Genomic DNA, 13,963 nt, shown 5'->3' on the forward strand with positions numbered 1-13,963 from the left:
GGCGAGATGATCTGCGACAGAATCTGGCGAAACGCCACGCTCATGACAATGGCGGATGGTTTGGGGTTGGTGCCCCGAGGCATGGTCGCTGCGCGCGACGGGCGGATCGTCTATGCGGGGGCTGAAGCGGACGCGCCGGCCTTTGAATCGGACGAGATCGTCGATTGCGAGGGGCGGTTCATTTCGCCCGGCCTGATCGATTGCCACACCCATATCGTCCATGCCGGCGACCGGGCGAACGAGTTCGCGATGCGGTTGCGCGGCGCGACTTATGAGGAGATCGCGCGGGCGGGCGGCGGCATCGTGTCGACGATGAAGGCGACGCGCGCGGCTTCCGAAACGGCACTGCTGGCCTCGGCGCAGCGCCGGGTGGCGGCGCTGGTGGCCGAGGGCGTCACCACGATCGAGGTCAAGTCGGGCTATGGCCTGACGCTGGACGACGAGATGAAGATGTTGCGCGTGGCGCGCGCGCTTGGCCCGGCGGCGGATGTCACCGTGCGGACCACGTTGTTGGCCGCGCATGCGGTGCCGCCCGAATATGCAGGGCGGTCCGACGCCTATGTCGATCTGGTGTGCGGGGCGATGATCCCGGCGGCGGCGCAGGCGGGGCTGGCAGACGCGGTCGATGCCTTTTGTGAGGGGATCGCCTTTTCCCCGGAACAGGTGGAGCGGGTCTTTGCAGCGGCGCGGGCGCATGACCTGCCGGTGAAGCTGCATGCCGAACAATTGTCGGCCCTGTCCGGATCGGCGCTGGCGGCGCGGCATGGCGCTTTGTCTGCCGACCATCTGGAACATGCGACGCGCGCGGATATCGCCGCCATGGCGCAGGCGGGCACGGTCGCGACACTACTGCCCGGCGCTTACTATTTCATGCGCGAGACGCATCGCCCGCCGGTCGAGTGGCTGCGCGAGGTGGGTGTTCCGATCGCGATCGCGACCGATTGCAACCCCGGCACCTCGCCGCTGACCTCCATCCTGCTGGCCGCCAATATGGGCGCGACCCTGTTCGGCCTGACGGTGGAGGAATGTCTGCGCGGCGTGACCGTCCATGCCGCGCGGGCGATCGGCCTGTCGGGCGAGGTTGGCATGTTGGCGGCAGGCCATGCCTGCGATCTGGCGATCTGGGACATAGGCGATCCGGCCGAGCTGGTCTGTCGCATCGGATTCAACCCCCTGTACAAGAGAGTGAGACACGGACGATGATGCTGACGCCGGGCGCGGTGACGCTGGATCAGTGGAAGCATGTCTATGCCGGTGGGAGCGTGATGCTCGATCCGGCCTGCTTGCCCGCCGTGGCGGAGAGCGCGGCCGCCGTGCGCCGGATATTGGCGAAGGGCGCGCCGGTCTATGGCATCAATACCGGCTTCGGCAAGCTGGCGAGCGTGCGGATCGAGGCGGAGGATCTGGCGACGCTCCAGCGCAATATCGTGCTGAGCCATGCCGCAGGGATCGGCCCGGCGACGCCGGTTGCGGTTACGCGGTTGATGATGGCGCTGAAGCTCACCAGTCTGGCGCGGGGCGCATCGGGCGTCGCGCCGGAAACGGTGCAGATGCTGGAGGCGATGTTGCAACGGGGGCTGACCCCGGTCGTGCCCGCGCAGGGATCGGTCGGCGCAAGCGGCGATCTGGCGCCGCTGGCGCATATGACCGCTGCGATGATCGGCGAAGGGCGGATCGTATGCGATGGCGTGGAGATGCCTGCCGCGCAGGCGCTGGAGCAGGCGGGGCTGACGCCGTTGCAGCTTGGCCCCAAGGAAGGGCTGGCGCTGCTCAACGGCACGCAATTTTCGACGGCCTTTGCGCTGGCTGGCCTGATCGAGGCGGAACGACTCTATCGATCGGCGCTGCTGACCGGCGTGTTGTCGACCGAGGCGGCGAAGGGCACCGACGCGCCGTTCGACCCGCGCATCCATGCGCTGCGCGGCCATCGCGGACAGATGGAGACGGCGAACGCGCTGCGGATGCTGATGCAAGGATCGGCCATTCGCGCGTCGCATCGCGAGGATGATCTGCGCGTACAGGATCCCTATTGTCTGCGCTGCCAGCCGCAGGTGATGGGCGCGGTGCTGGACCTGTTGCGGCAGGCGGGGACGACGCTGCTGACCGAGGCGAATGGCGTGTCGGACAATCCGCTGATCTTCCCCGAAAGCGATGAGGCGCTGTCGGGCGGGAATTTCCATGCCGAGCCGGTCGCTTTCGCGGCCGACATGATCGCCATCGCGCTGTGCGAGATCGGGTCGATTGCGGAGCGGCGCATCGCCATGCTGGTCGATCCCACGCTGTCGGGCCTGCCTGCTTTCCTGACGCCCAATCCGGGCCTCAATTCCGGCTTCATGATTCCGCAGGTGACGGCGGCGGCGCTGGTGAGCGAGAATAAGCAGCGCGCTTACCCCGCCAGCGTGGATTCGATCCCGACATCGGCCAATCAGGAAGATCATGTGTCGATGGCGGCGCATGGCGCGCGGCGGCTGACGGCGATGGCGGCCAATGTCGACGCGGTGCTGGGGATCGAACTGCTGATGGCGGCGCAGGGGTGCGATTTCCACGCGCCGCTGGCGTCCAGCGCGGTGCTGGAGCGGCTGCGCGCGATGCTGCGCGGGGTCGTGCCCTTCCTTGAGGACGATCGCCATATGGCGCCCGATCTGGTCGCGGCGAGGGAGCTGATCGCCGGTGGCGCGGTGGCTGCGGTGGTCGACGGATTGCCGGGCGTGGTCGCATGAGCGCGACCGACTGGTTGCGGGTCGAACGGCGGGACAGCCCGCTGATCCTGGCGATGCCGCATGTCGGCAAGCTGCTGCCCATGCCGCAGTCGGACGGGTTTCTGTCGGACTGGCAGGCGCGGCGCGATGCGGACTGGCATATCGACCGGCTGTATGACGGGCTGGCGGAGGCGACGATCGTCGCGACCGGCGTGTCGCGCAGCCTGATCGACGTCAATCGCGATCCGTCGGGCGCGTCGCTTTATCCGGGGCAGGCGACGACGGAGCTGTGCCCGACCACCGATTTCGACGGGGCGCCGCTCTATCATGCCGACGCCCCCCCCGATGCGGCGGCCATCGCGGATCGGCGCGAGCGCTGGTTCACGCCCTATCATGCGGCCCTCCAGAGCGAGATTGAGCGGCTGCGGAATATGTATGATCAGGTGGTTATCTATGATTGCCACGCCATCCGCAGCCGCATTCCGCGCCTGTTCGACGGGCTGTTGCCGGAACTGAATATCGGCACCAATGGCGGCGCGACATGCGCGCCCGAATTGCGCGAAGCGATCGTGGCGGCGGCGGCACGGTCCGGGCGGTCCCATGTGCTGGATGGCCGTTTTCGCGGTGGCTGGACGACGCGCCATTATGGACGGCCGCAGGGCGGCGTCCATGCGATCCAGATGGAAATCGCGATGCGCGCCTATCTGGATGAACCCGATGGCGATGTGACGGAGGCCGACTGGCCGCCCGCCTATGACCCCGATCGTGCCGCAGCGCTGCGCGGCGATCTGACCCACATTTTAGCCGCAGCGCTTGCTTTCGCGAAAGGACAGGCATGAGCCGGATCGACAATAGCCGCATCATCAAGCCCGCCACGGGCACGGAACTGAGCGCCAAAAGCTGGCTGACCGAAGCGCCGTTGCGGATGCTGATGAACAATCTGCATCCCGATGTGGCGGAAAAGCCGGAGGAACTGGTCGTCTATGGCGGCATCGGCCGGGCGGCGCGCGACTGGGAAAGCTATGACAGGATCGTCGAGACGCTGAAGCGGCTGGAGGACGACCAGACATTGCTTATCCAGTCGGGCAAGCCGGTGGGCGTGTTTCGCACCCATGCGGATGCGCCCCGCGTGCTGATCGCCAACAGCAATCTGGTGCCCAAATGGGCCAATTGGGAGCATTTTGCCGAACTGGATCGCAAGGGGCTGGCCATGTACGGCCAGATGACGGCGGGTAGCTGGATCTATATCGGCACGCAGGGGATCGTACAGGGCACCTATGAGACGTTCGTGGAGATGGGGCGCCAGCATTATGGCGGCGACCTGTCGGGTCGATGGCTGCTGACGGCGGGTCTGGGCGGCATGGGCGGCGCGCAGCCGCTGGCCGCGGTGATGGCGGGCGCATCCTGCCTTGCGATCGAATGCCAGCCGAGCCGGATCGAGATGCGCTTGCGCACCGGCTATCTGGACCGGGCGACCGACAATCTGGACGAGGCGCTGGAGCTGGTGACGAATGCCAAGACGCCGCTGTCCGTCGGTCTGCTCGGCAATGCCGCCGAACTGTTGCCGATCATCCATGCGCGCGGGGTGCGGCCCGATTTGCTGACCGACCAGACGTCGGCGCATGATCCGGTCAATGGCTATCTGCCCATTGGCTGGACGCTGGACCAGTGGTTCTCAAAGCGAGAAAGCGACCCGGCATCGGTCGCGGCGGCGGCCAAGGCGAGCATGGCGCAACATGTCCGCGCGATGCTGGCCTTTCAGGCGGACGGCGTGCCGACCACCGATTATGGCAATAATATCCGGCAGGTGGCGAAGGATGAAGGGGTCGAAAATGCGTTCGACTTTCCCGGCTTCGTTCCCGCTTATATCCGGCCGCTCTTCTGCCGGGGCGTGGGGCCGTTCCGCTGGGCGGCGCTGTCGGGCGACCCGGAAGATATTTATCGCACCGACGCCAAGGTGAAGGAATTGTTGCCGGATAACACGCATCTGCACCGCTGGCTGGACATGGCGCGCGAGCGTATCCAGTTTCAGGGCTTGCCGGCGCGTATCTGCTGGGTGGGGCTGGGCGATCGGCACCGGCTGGGGCTGGCCTTCAACGAGATGGTGGCGAAGGGGGAATTGAAGGCCCCGGTGGTGATCGGCCGCGATCATCTGGATAGCGGATCGGTCGCCTCGCCCAATCGCGAGACGGAAGCGATGCGCGACGGATCAGACGCGGTGAGCGACTGGCCTTTGCTTAACGCGCTGCTCAACACCGCGTCGGGCGCGACATGGGTGTCGCTGCATCATGGTGGCGGCGTGGGCATGGGCTATTCGCAGCATAGCGGCATGGTGATCGTGGCGGACGGCACGGAGGCGGCAGCGCGGCGGCTGGAGCGGGTGCTGTGGAACGACCCGGCGACCGGGGTGATGCGCCATGCCGATGCGGGCTATGCCATCGCGCAGGATTGTGCGCGGGCGCAGGGGCTGGACCTGCCGGCGATCCTGTGACGCCCGGGGTGTCGCCGATCGTCAGGCTGCGGGATTGTCCGTCGGTGCCGTGGCTGAACGGTGGCGGGACGACCCGGCTGCTGTGGAGCGATGCGGACGGGCAGAGCGGTTTCGACCGGCGGATCAGCATTGCGACCATAAAGGGGCCCGGTCCGTTCACGCTGTTGCCGGGCGTCGACCGGTCGCTGCTGCTGTTCGACGGGGACGGGCTGGAGCTGGACGTGGATGGGCACCGCCTGTCGTTGTCGCGATCGATGCCGTTGGTCTTTTCCGGCGAGCAGGCGGTGCATGTTCCGGCAGGTCAGGCGTCCGTCCGGGTGCTCAACGTGATGACGCGCCGCGCGCGCTGGACGCACTGGCTGCGTTATGGCGATGATGGTGCGGCCGATGCGGACCGCCATGTCCTGTTGGCGGATGGGCCAGCAGGATCGGGCATGGAAGCGGGCGACATGGTCACAACGGCGGAGGGATTAGCGGTAGCGCATATCGGGTTCCAGCCGCGCGACCTTTCATAGCGATGGCGGATCAGCGCCGGACTTCGAAGATTGACATGGGACGGGCCTGTTTGATGTCCACCGGTGCCGCAAGTTCCCGCTGCAACATGGACAGCATCCAGCTGCGATGGTGGATCAGATAATCCGAAAAGCCATCGGGCTTTGCCGGATCGAAGGTCGGCACCTGCCAGTCGGCCGGTTGTTCCTGATAGGGGATGACGGGTTGCCCCACGCCATCCTCGGGCAGGTCGATGTGGCGGCCGAGATAGCTGTTGCCCACGAAGCGGAAATATTGCGCCGGGGCGAAGCCGGGCTGGATCAGATAATCCGGCCCGCTGCGTCCGCTTTCCCGGCCATAGCGCGCCGTGCCCGCAACCTTGAACAGGTTGTTCTGGACCCGGACGTCGCGCGCCCAGCCATCCCAATTGGTGGCGATCACCATCTGCACGTCCAGCGCCTTGCCGACATGGACGACATTTTTCTCGATCAGCACGTCGGACACATTGCCCGCAATCTGGAAGATGCGGGTGCCGTCATTGCGGCTGACGTTGAAGCGGGCGACGGTGCCGCGATTGCCCAGATTGTCGGTGTCGGACTGTTTGGGCGAACAGACGAGCAGGAAGCCGCCGGCATTGTCGTGGCTGTAATTGTAGAGAAAAGTGGTGCGCCGCGAGTTGAAATCGGAATCGAAGCCCTGCCCGTCATAGCGGGTGACGGTATAGGCGGCTTCGTTGAGCTGGATCAGGCTGTTGTCGGTGCTCCATTGCCAGATGCCCGCGCTGTAGCCGGGTGCGCGGCCGCCGGCATAGCGCACGATATTATGTTCGATCAGCGTGCCGTCCGTCCCGCGCGGGACGATCCCGTCGCCGCCGATATCCTCGACATAATTGTCGCGGATCACGACATTTTCGCTGGGGAACCAGTTGGCGGACGTGACACGGTCGCTGATCCCGGCAATGCCGGACCGGTCGACCCGCCAGACGATGTTGCGCTCTATCGCCAGATCCTGAAAGCGGGTGGCGAGTTTCGGCCCGATGGCGCGGAAGACGATCCCGCCATTATCTTTGCGATCATTGGTGCCGCGCACGTCATGCACATACATGTCGGTGATGCGGATGCCGCGCGTCACGCCCCGGTCCTGCGCGGACACCAGCACGCCGAAACGCTGGGCGGGGGTGGGCGCGTCGTTCGTCACCTCCAGCCCGCTTATCGTGACATATTCGGCATTCATCACGCCCACGCCATGGGGGGATACGCCGCCCGCATCGATGCGCGGGCGCGGGCCACCGCCGGCCGCCGCGATAACGATCTGGGCATAGGCCGCGCCGGATCGCGTCAGGGTCAGCGGTTCCTTCCAGACGGAACCGGCCGCCAGCATCACCCGGTCGCCCGGCTTCAGCGCAAAATTCCCGACCCGCGCGAGTGAACGCCAGGGCTGGTCCACTTTGGTTCCGGCGAAGCGATCGTCGCCCTTTGCGGAATCGACATAATAGGTTTCGGCATGAACGGGAGAAAAAGCGGCGATCAACGGCACGGTGGCGAGAAGGGATGCTGTTGCAAGGGACTTCAGCAAAGATTCTGTCTCCGGAAAACGATGGGCACAGGCAATTTGGCGGGGTGAGCCTGAATGCCGGATGAGTGAAAGACGGTAAAAAAGTCCTTGAAAGGCTTGCCTTATCGCCTCGTCTTTTTCAACATGGCGTCTTCATCCCACATGGAGCAGAAGTTTTGGAGACAGTTTCGATCGTGCTTTTCCTGTTGCTGGCGGTTGTCGTCAGCGGCGCCGTATCGCGCATGGTGCCCATTGCCCTGCCCACGCCGCTGGTCCAGATCGTGCTGGGCGCGGTCATCGGCCTGTCGACGACGCATCGCGTGACGCTCGATCCCGAACTGTTCCTGTTTTTGTTCCTGCCGCCGCTGCTGTTTCTGGATGGGTGGCGCATCCCCAAGGATGAATTGCTCAAGGACGTGTCGACCGTGGTCGAACTGGCGCTGGGGCTGGTGCTGATAACGGTGGTGGGCATGGGCCTGTTCATCCACTGGATGATCCCGGCGATGCCGCTGGCGGTCGCCTTCGCACTGGCCGCCGTCGTGTCTCCGACCGATCCGATCGCGGTGTCCGCTATCGCCGCGCGCGTGCCGATCCCCAAGCGGATGATGCACATATTGGAAGGGGAATCGCTGCTCAACGATGCGTCGGGTCTGGTTTGCCTGCGCTTTGCCGTCGCGGCGGCGCTGACCGGTCATTTCGCCGCAGGACCGGCGGTGCTCAATTTCCTGTGGGTGGCCGGTGGCGGGCTGGTCATCGGTGTTGCGGTCACGCTGGCGGTGACGCGGGCCAAGGCCGCTGTCACCAAGCGCTGGGGCGAGGATACCGGCTCGCAGATATTGGTCAGCCTGCTGATCCCCTTCGGCTCCTACATGGTGGCCGAACATGTCCATGCATCGGGCATCCTGGCGGCCGTCAGCGCCGGCGTGACCATGACCTTCGCGGAAATTTCCCGTCAGGCGCTGGCGGAAACGCGGATGCGCCGTAATTCGGTATGGGACATGGTGCAGTTCACGTTGAACGGCATCATCTTCGTGCTGCTGGGCGAACAATTGCCTGCGATCCTGTCGGGGGCGAAGCAGACTGTCGCCATGACCGGGCATAGTGCGCCCTGGTGGCTGGCCGCCTATATCCTGGCGATCGTCGCTGGCCTTGCGGCGCTGCGTTTCCTGTGGGTCTGGGGATCGCTCAAGCTTACCATCCTGCGCAAGCGCAAGGGGGAGGTTTTGCCCCATAGCCCCGACTGGCGCCTGATCGCCGCCATGTCCTTTGCCGGGGTGCGTGGCGCGATCACGCTGGCGGGCGTGCTGACCCTGCCGCTGGTGCTGAATGACGGCACGCCCTTCCCGGCCCGCGATCTGGCGATCTTTCTGGCGGCGGGCGTCATCATCGTCTCGCTGATCGTCGCCAGCATCGCCCTGCCGATCCTGCTGAAAGGGCTGACCATGCCGCCCGAACCGTCGAAGCAGGCGGAGGAGGACAAGGCGCGGATCGCCACGGCGCAGGCCGCCATTACCGCGATCGAGCGGCATCAGCATGGCCTGGCCGAGGGGCATGGCGACGCGGATGTCTATGCCCAGGCGGGCGGCCGGGTGATGGATTTCTATCGCGAACGCATCGAGGGGCTGGACGAGGCGCAGACCGACCGGGCGCGGGCGCAGGACCGGCTGCTCAGCCAATTCCGTCTGGTCGGCATCAAGGCCGAACGGGCAGCGCTCAACCAGTTGGTCCGCGCCCGGAGCATCGGCAGCCAGACCGCCAAGAAACTGACGCGGGAACTGGACCTGTCGGAAGCGCGGCATCGTGGCTGACAGGTCCAGATGTTCTGCACTTAGGGGCAAGGATCGGGCATGTCGCGATGCACGGCCTCGATCGCGGCCAGGGCTTCATCGTTCAGGGTGACGCGCACGCTGTCGATATCGGCCTTCAGTTGCGCCTGCGACGTCGCGCCGATGATGGTCGATGTCACGAACGGCCGGCTGTTGACATAGGCCAGCGCCAATTGGGCCGGGTCCAGACCATGGGCATGGGCGATGGCGACATAGCGGGCCGACGCCGCCGGCTGGCCCGGCAGATCGTAGCGGACGAACTGACGCGCGACATCGCGGCGCGACCCCGCCGGAATCTGCCCGCCCAGATATTTGCCGGTCAGATTACCGCCCGCCAGCGGGGAATAGGCCAGCAGGCTGACATCCTCCCGCAGGGCAAATTCGGACAGGCCATATTCGAAGGTGCGATTGAGCAGGCTATAGGCATTCTGGATCGACGCGACGCGCGGCAGGCCCTGTTCGCGCGACAGGCGCAGATATTCCGAAACGCCCCACGGGGTTTCGTTCGACACGCCGAAATGGCGGATTTTGCCCGCCATCACCAGATCGGCCAGCGCGCCCAGCGTCTCTTCGATCGGCACAGTCTGGTCGTTGTCGTTCAGCCGCGACAGGCCCCGACCACCGAAGGACGGCACTGGCCGGTCGGGCCAGTGAACCTGATACAGGTCGATATAATCGGTTTTCAGTCGGCGCAGACTGTCTTCCACCGCCTGTTCGATATTGCGGCGATCGAGGCGATTATTGCCATCGCGGAACTTGCGCACCGGATCGCGGGAAGGGCCCGCGACCTTGGTCGCGACGATCATGCGGTCGCGCCCGCCGCGCCTGGCGATCCAGTTACCGATATAGGTTTCGGTCAGATATTGCGTGTCCCGACTGACCGGCGTGACCGGATAGGCTTCCGCCGTGTCGAGGAAGTTCACGCCCTCTTCAAAGGCATAGTCGAGCTGGGCATGGGCCTCCGCCTCGCTATTCTGCGATCCCCATGTCATCGTGCCGAGGCAGATCAGGCTGACGTCGATCCCGGTCCGTCCCAGTGGGCGATAGTCCATATACATATCCTCTTTGCCGCAATGCGCGCCATCCATAGCGTCTCGCCACGCGGCGGGAAGAGGCGGATCGGCGGATCAAGCGTTTCTCATGGCTTGTTGAGCGATGCTGCACGGACTGGCGCGGGAGGGTCACGAACGCTAACAGGAGCCATGCCGATAGAAATCGAACGTAAATTCCTCGTGATCGGGGATGGATGGCGCAAAGCGGCCGATGGCGGTCGGCTGTTCCGACAGGGCTATGTGACGCGCGGCAATGAGGCACAGGGCGAAAAGGCCAGCGTGCGCATTCGCCTGGCGGGGAAACGGGCATGGCTCACGCTCAAGAGCGCCCATGCCGGGATCATGCGCGACGAATATGAGTATGAGATTGCTGCCGACGACGCTGCGGAAATGCTGGAGCGGATGTGCAGCGGGCCGGTAATCGAGAAGACCCGATATAGCGTGCCGCATGGCGGACATGTCTGGGAGGTGGATGTCTTTGCCGGAGGGGCGGCTGGACTGGTGCTGGCGGAGGTGGAACTGGAAGCGGCCGATGTGCAGGTCGACCTGCCCGACTGGGTCGGAACGGAAGTGACCGACGATCCCCGGTTCCGTAATGCCGCGATCGGACTTGAAACATCCGGCGATCGCATGACCGAGGATGAAGACGCATGAATTTCGACGACCAGCTTCAGCGCTATTTCGGTACGCGCGACATCGACGCTTTGCCTGCCGCTGCCATGACGGCGGGCATTGAAAAGATGCGGGTCGATTTCGGGCTGGAACAGGATCGGGCGCGGCGCTTTGCCTTGTGGTCGCTGCTGTTCCTGCTGGGGCAGGCGCCCGATCTGGACGCTTTCGAAGATCCGGCCGACCGGGAAGCGGCGCGCAATTTCATGGACCTGATGGATGCGGTCCCGCCCGGCGATGGCGAGGGAGCCTGACGTCAGAGCCCTTCGGCTTCGACCCAGTGCGCACCGGTGATGTGGCGGGCCAATGTCCAGACCTGTCGCCGGATATCGGGCACGGCGACGATCTCCCAATGGGCGCCCCGCGTCATCGGCCCGACCACGAACAGCCGTTCCTGCGCTTCACCGTCGCGGGTCAGGGCGCGGCCCTGCCGGTCGACATCGATCCCGATGGCCAGTTCATCCGCCCGAACCGCACCGCGTTCCGCCAGACGGCTCAGCAGGCTGTCGCTGGTACGCCGCAAATCCCCCAGCGGGCCGGTGCAATTGACGACCCGCGCGACAGGCATTGTTTCGCCACTGGAAACCCCGCGTCGGCGGATCGTGACCGCCAGACCGTCTTGATCCGGTACCGCATCCAGAATCTTCGCGGCCATGATCGTCAGCCGTCCTTCATCACACAGCGCTTCCAGCCGCGCGGCGACCTGCGGTGCGATCCGGTGGCGGTGTACGTCCCAATAGGGGCGCAGGTGGCGCAGGAAACGCTGCCGTTCCGGCGCGGACGAAGCGCGCCACATATCTTGCGTAAAGGGGCGTAATTCATCGACGGCATTTCGCCAATCGATCTCCATGCCACGCCGACGTATCTGACGCAGCAGCGTGGATAGCGGCCCGGTCGGCTTGTCCCGACAGGCTGTGAAGGGAGGCGCCGGCGCATGGGCGTGCGGGGCCAGCCCGCGCCGGGAGAGGGCCAGGATCGATCCTTCGAACCCGCCATTGACGAGGCTGAGGATGGAATCGACGGCGGTAAGCCCGGTGCCAAGCAGCATCAGTCTGTCGTCAGGCCCAAGCCCCTCGGCCAGATCGCAACTCCAGGGATCATTGACATAGGCGACGCTGTCCAGCCCGGCAAAGGCGGGCAGGCGATGGGGCGGCAGGTTGCCGGGCGCGATCGTCGCCACATCGGCGTCCACGGTGCGGCCCGATGCCAGTATCAGCCGCACGCCATCCGGTTGGAGATGCAGGTCCACCGCTTCGTCGGCGATGATGGTGAGGCGACCGGGCGCCGCGGGCTGCATGTCGTCCAGCAAATCGCACAGATAATCGCCATAATCGCGCCGGGTGGCGAAGCTCGTTTCGTTCCCCTTGTTCCGCGCCTTCAGCCAGGCGGCGAAATGATCGGGCTGATCGGGAAAGGGGCTCATATTGGCGGCGCGCACGTTCAGCACATGATCGGCCTGCGCCGCGCCGTAGGCCAGACCCCGACCCAGCCGATCGGATCGCCTCTCTATCAGCGTCACATGATGCGAACCGTGCCGCAGCAGGTTGATTGCCAGCAGCGTGCCGCTGAAGCCGCCTCCAACGATGGCGGTGTGACGGGCGATCAGCATGGATCAAGCATTTCTAATGGTTCGCGCAGCATTGCTTGTGGGACATATCTCTACTGACGAAATAGATAAAGGGGCGATTTGATGCTTCCGGAAGGACGAGAATGCGCCTGTTACGATCCCTGCTCCAACGATGGCATATGCTGTACGATGCCGCGCGGCGGGAATTGCTGCGCGATCCCACGATCATTCTGTTCGAACGGGCATCCGATTCGGGTGACGGGGCGCATGGGCGCTGAAATGCTGTCCCGTCGTGACATGCTGCTTGCCGGCGCTGCGTCCTGCCTCTTCCTGTCAGGCTGTGGCACGGCGCAGGGCGGTCGGCCGAAGCTGCGCATATCGATCACCGGCAAGGGGGAAGGCGATACGCGCCTGTTGTTCAAGGCAGCGGGCATCAGGCCGGAAGGCTTCGACCTGGTCTATAGCGAGTTCCAGTCGGGTCATCTTGTCGTCGAGGCGCTGAACGGCGGATCGCTCGATTATGGTGGCATGAGCGAGATACCGCCGATCTTCGCCGCAGCCTCGACCATTCAGAGCTTCCGTCAGATTGCGGTTGCGCATGGCGATGTGAACAATCAGGTTGTGCTAGTGCCCAAGGGTTCGAAGGCACGATCCATAGTCGATCTGAAGGGCAAGCGGGTCGGTTATGTCCGCGCCACAACTTCGCAATATTTCCTGATCCGGATGCTGGAAGATGTCGGCCTGACCTGGGACGACATCATACCGGTGGCGATGGGCGTGTCGGATGGTGCTGCGGCCTTTTCGCAGGGCGCGCTGGATGGCTGGGCGATCTATGGCTTCCCGATCCAGAGAGCAATCGCGACCGAGGGCGCGCGCATTCTGAAGACTGCTTATGGCATATTGTCGGGCAACTATCTGGTTTCGGCCCATGTCGACGCGCTGGCCGATCCGGAGAAGGCGAAGATCATCGGCGAATATCTGGCGCTGGTGCAGCAGGGCTTTGGCTGGGCCGCCAATCATCAGGACGAATGGGCCGGGATCATTGCCCAGGATATCGGCGTGCCGCGCGACTATGTCATCGATCAGTTTCGGCGTAAAAGCGCAAACTATGAATTGCGGCGCGTAACGCCCGAGGCGATCGCCTCGCAGCAGCGGGTTGCCGACCTCTTCTTCGAGCAGAAGCTATTGCCCAAGGCGGTCGATGTCCGGTCACTATGGGATGATCGATTCAATTCCTACATCTCTGATCATCTGTAACGGCACGCTGACAGTGCCTGTTCTCTGCGCGCCGGACGGAGGTTGAAATGGGTGGCGCCTCCTGTGGGTGGGATCGGAGAATCGGGCCACTGTCCGATTCTGCTTTGAAAACAGGGGTTTGATTCGGGATTTTGGTGGATTGGCGCTGGATACCGGCGGATGTCGGGCTTCTGCTAGTTTGATGCAAATATCTGTAAATAAACAATATTTATGTCCCTTTCACGAAAGTTTCAAAAAGGGTTTGACGGTTTTGGCTGACGCATCTAGAGGGCTTTTCACCGGACGGGGCGCTGCCAGCAGGGAGCGCCTGGGACGGTCGCCAACATAGACGGGATGCCGCTCCCCTGGAAGTAGTT

General features: G+C 64.5%; 12 protein-coding genes. 9 read left to right on the forward strand and 3 right to left on the reverse strand.

The window, feature by feature from the left end; genetic code table 11:
• Positions 1-6: 6 nt before the first annotated feature.
• From hutI to BMX92_RS21985, 5 genes are read left to right on the forward strand one after another with little or no spacing between them, the layout of a single operon-like run.
• On the forward strand, positions 7-1,203 hold the full coding sequence (gene hutI, locus BMX92_RS21965) for an imidazolonepropionase (protein WP_093020569.1): 1,197 nt from the start codon (positions 7-9) through the stop codon (positions 1,201-1,203).
• On the forward strand, positions 1,200-2,720 hold the full coding sequence (hutH, locus tag BMX92_RS21970) for a histidine ammonia-lyase (protein WP_093020536.1): 1,521 nt from the start codon (positions 1,200-1,202) through the stop codon (positions 2,718-2,720). Before hutI ends, hutH begins: the two co-directional genes overlap by 4 nt.
• The gene (gene hutG / locus BMX92_RS21975; RefSeq protein ID WP_093020538.1) at positions 2,717-3,538 is read left to right on the forward strand and encodes an N-formylglutamate deformylase; all 822 of its coding nucleotides are present in this window, start codon (positions 2,717-2,719) and stop codon (positions 3,536-3,538) included. Before hutH ends, hutG begins: the two co-directional genes overlap by 4 nt.
• Positions 3,535-5,190, forward strand: a complete 1,656-nt coding sequence (hutU, locus tag BMX92_RS21980) for a urocanate hydratase (RefSeq protein WP_093020540.1) — start codon at positions 3,535-3,537, stop codon at positions 5,188-5,190. The genes hutG and hutU overlap by 4 nt, the downstream gene beginning before the upstream one ends.
• A complete protein-coding gene (locus BMX92_RS21985) occupies positions 5,187-5,705 on the forward strand; it encodes a HutD/Ves family protein (RefSeq protein WP_177185199.1) in 519 nt (172 codons plus the stop codon). The genes hutU and BMX92_RS21985 overlap by 4 nt, the downstream gene beginning before the upstream one ends.
• 10 nt (positions 5,706-5,715) lie before the next feature.
• On the opposite strand, the gene BMX92_RS21990 is transcribed toward BMX92_RS21985, so the two are convergent.
• On the reverse strand, positions 5,716-7,257 hold the full coding sequence (locus BMX92_RS21990) for a right-handed parallel beta-helix repeat-containing protein (protein ID WP_093020544.1): 1,542 nt from the start codon (positions 7,255-7,257) through the stop codon (positions 5,716-5,718).
• A gap of 155 nt (positions 7,258-7,412) precedes the next feature.
• Here BMX92_RS21990 and BMX92_RS21995 point away from each other — a divergent pair, with 155 nt between their 5' ends.
• Complete coding sequence (locus BMX92_RS21995; RefSeq protein WP_093020546.1) at positions 7,413-9,044, forward strand: Na+/H+ antiporter; 1,632 nt, start codon at positions 7,413-7,415, stop codon at positions 9,042-9,044.
• A gap of 20 nt (positions 9,045-9,064) precedes the next feature.
• On the opposite strand, the gene BMX92_RS22000 is transcribed toward BMX92_RS21995, so the two are convergent.
• A complete protein-coding gene (locus BMX92_RS22000; RefSeq protein ID WP_093020571.1) occupies positions 9,065-10,114 on the reverse strand; it encodes an NADP(H)-dependent aldo-keto reductase in 1,050 nt (349 codons plus the stop codon).
• Between the two features lie 150 nt (positions 10,115-10,264).
• Here BMX92_RS22000 and BMX92_RS22005 point away from each other — a divergent pair, with 150 nt between their 5' ends.
• Both BMX92_RS22005 and BMX92_RS22010 read left to right on the forward strand, forming a co-directional pair.
• Entirely contained in the window at positions 10,265-10,768 is a 504-nt protein-coding gene (locus BMX92_RS22005; RefSeq protein WP_093020548.1) for a CYTH domain-containing protein, read from the forward strand.
• Positions 10,765-11,037, forward strand: a complete 273-nt coding sequence (locus BMX92_RS22010) for a hypothetical protein (RefSeq protein ID WP_093020551.1) — start codon at positions 10,765-10,767, stop codon at positions 11,035-11,037. Before BMX92_RS22005 ends, BMX92_RS22010 begins: the two co-directional genes overlap by 4 nt.
• Before the next feature lie 2 nt (positions 11,038-11,039).
• Here BMX92_RS22010 and BMX92_RS22015 read toward each other — a convergent pair whose 3' ends face one another.
• Positions 11,040-12,392: an FAD/NAD(P)-binding protein gene (locus BMX92_RS22015; protein WP_093020553.1), complete on the reverse strand. Its 1,353-nt coding sequence runs from the start codon at positions 12,390-12,392 to the stop codon at positions 11,040-11,042.
• A 237-nt stretch (positions 12,393-12,629) separates the two neighbouring features.
• On the opposite strand from BMX92_RS22015, the gene BMX92_RS22020 reads away from it, so the two are divergent.
• Complete coding sequence (locus tag BMX92_RS22020; protein WP_093020573.1) at positions 12,630-13,607, forward strand: ABC transporter substrate-binding protein; 978 nt, start codon at positions 12,630-12,632, stop codon at positions 13,605-13,607.
• The last annotated feature ends 356 nt before the right edge of the window (positions 13,608-13,963 follow it).

The sequence above is a fragment of the Sphingobium sp. YR768 genome (assembly GCF_900111125.1).
In the GTDB taxonomy this organism is placed as follows: Bacteria; Pseudomonadota; Alphaproteobacteria; order Sphingomonadales; family Sphingomonadaceae; genus Sphingobium.

Bases quoted from the DNA above. Each gene is read 5' to 3' on its own strand.
- BMX92_RS22015 (WP_093020553.1), bottom strand. From the start codon at position 12,392: ATGCTGATCGCCCGTCACACCGCCATCGTTGGAGGCGGCTTCAGCGGC.
- hutU (WP_093020540.1), top strand. From the start codon at position 3,535: ATGAGCCGGATCGACAATAGCCGCATCATCAAGCCCGCCACGGGCACG.
- hutH (WP_093020536.1), top strand. From the start codon at position 1,200: ATGATGCTGACGCCGGGCGCGGTGACGCTGGATCAGTGGAAGCATGTC.
- BMX92_RS22020 (WP_093020573.1), top strand. From the start codon at position 12,630: ATGCTGTCCCGTCGTGACATGCTGCTTGCCGGCGCTGCGTCCTGCCTC.
- hutG (WP_093020538.1), top strand. From the start codon at position 2,717: ATGAGCGCGACCGACTGGTTGCGGGTCGAACGGCGGGACAGCCCGCTG.
- BMX92_RS22000 (WP_093020571.1), bottom strand. From the start codon at position 10,114: ATGGACTATCGCCCACTGGGACGGACCGGGATCGACGTCAGCCTGATC.
- hutI (WP_093020569.1), top strand. From the start codon at position 7: ATGATCTGCGACAGAATCTGGCGAAACGCCACGCTCATGACAATGGCG.
- BMX92_RS22010 (WP_093020551.1), top strand. From the start codon at position 10,765: ATGAATTTCGACGACCAGCTTCAGCGCTATTTCGGTACGCGCGACATC.
- BMX92_RS22005 (WP_093020548.1), top strand. From the start codon at position 10,265: ATGCCGATAGAAATCGAACGTAAATTCCTCGTGATCGGGGATGGATGG.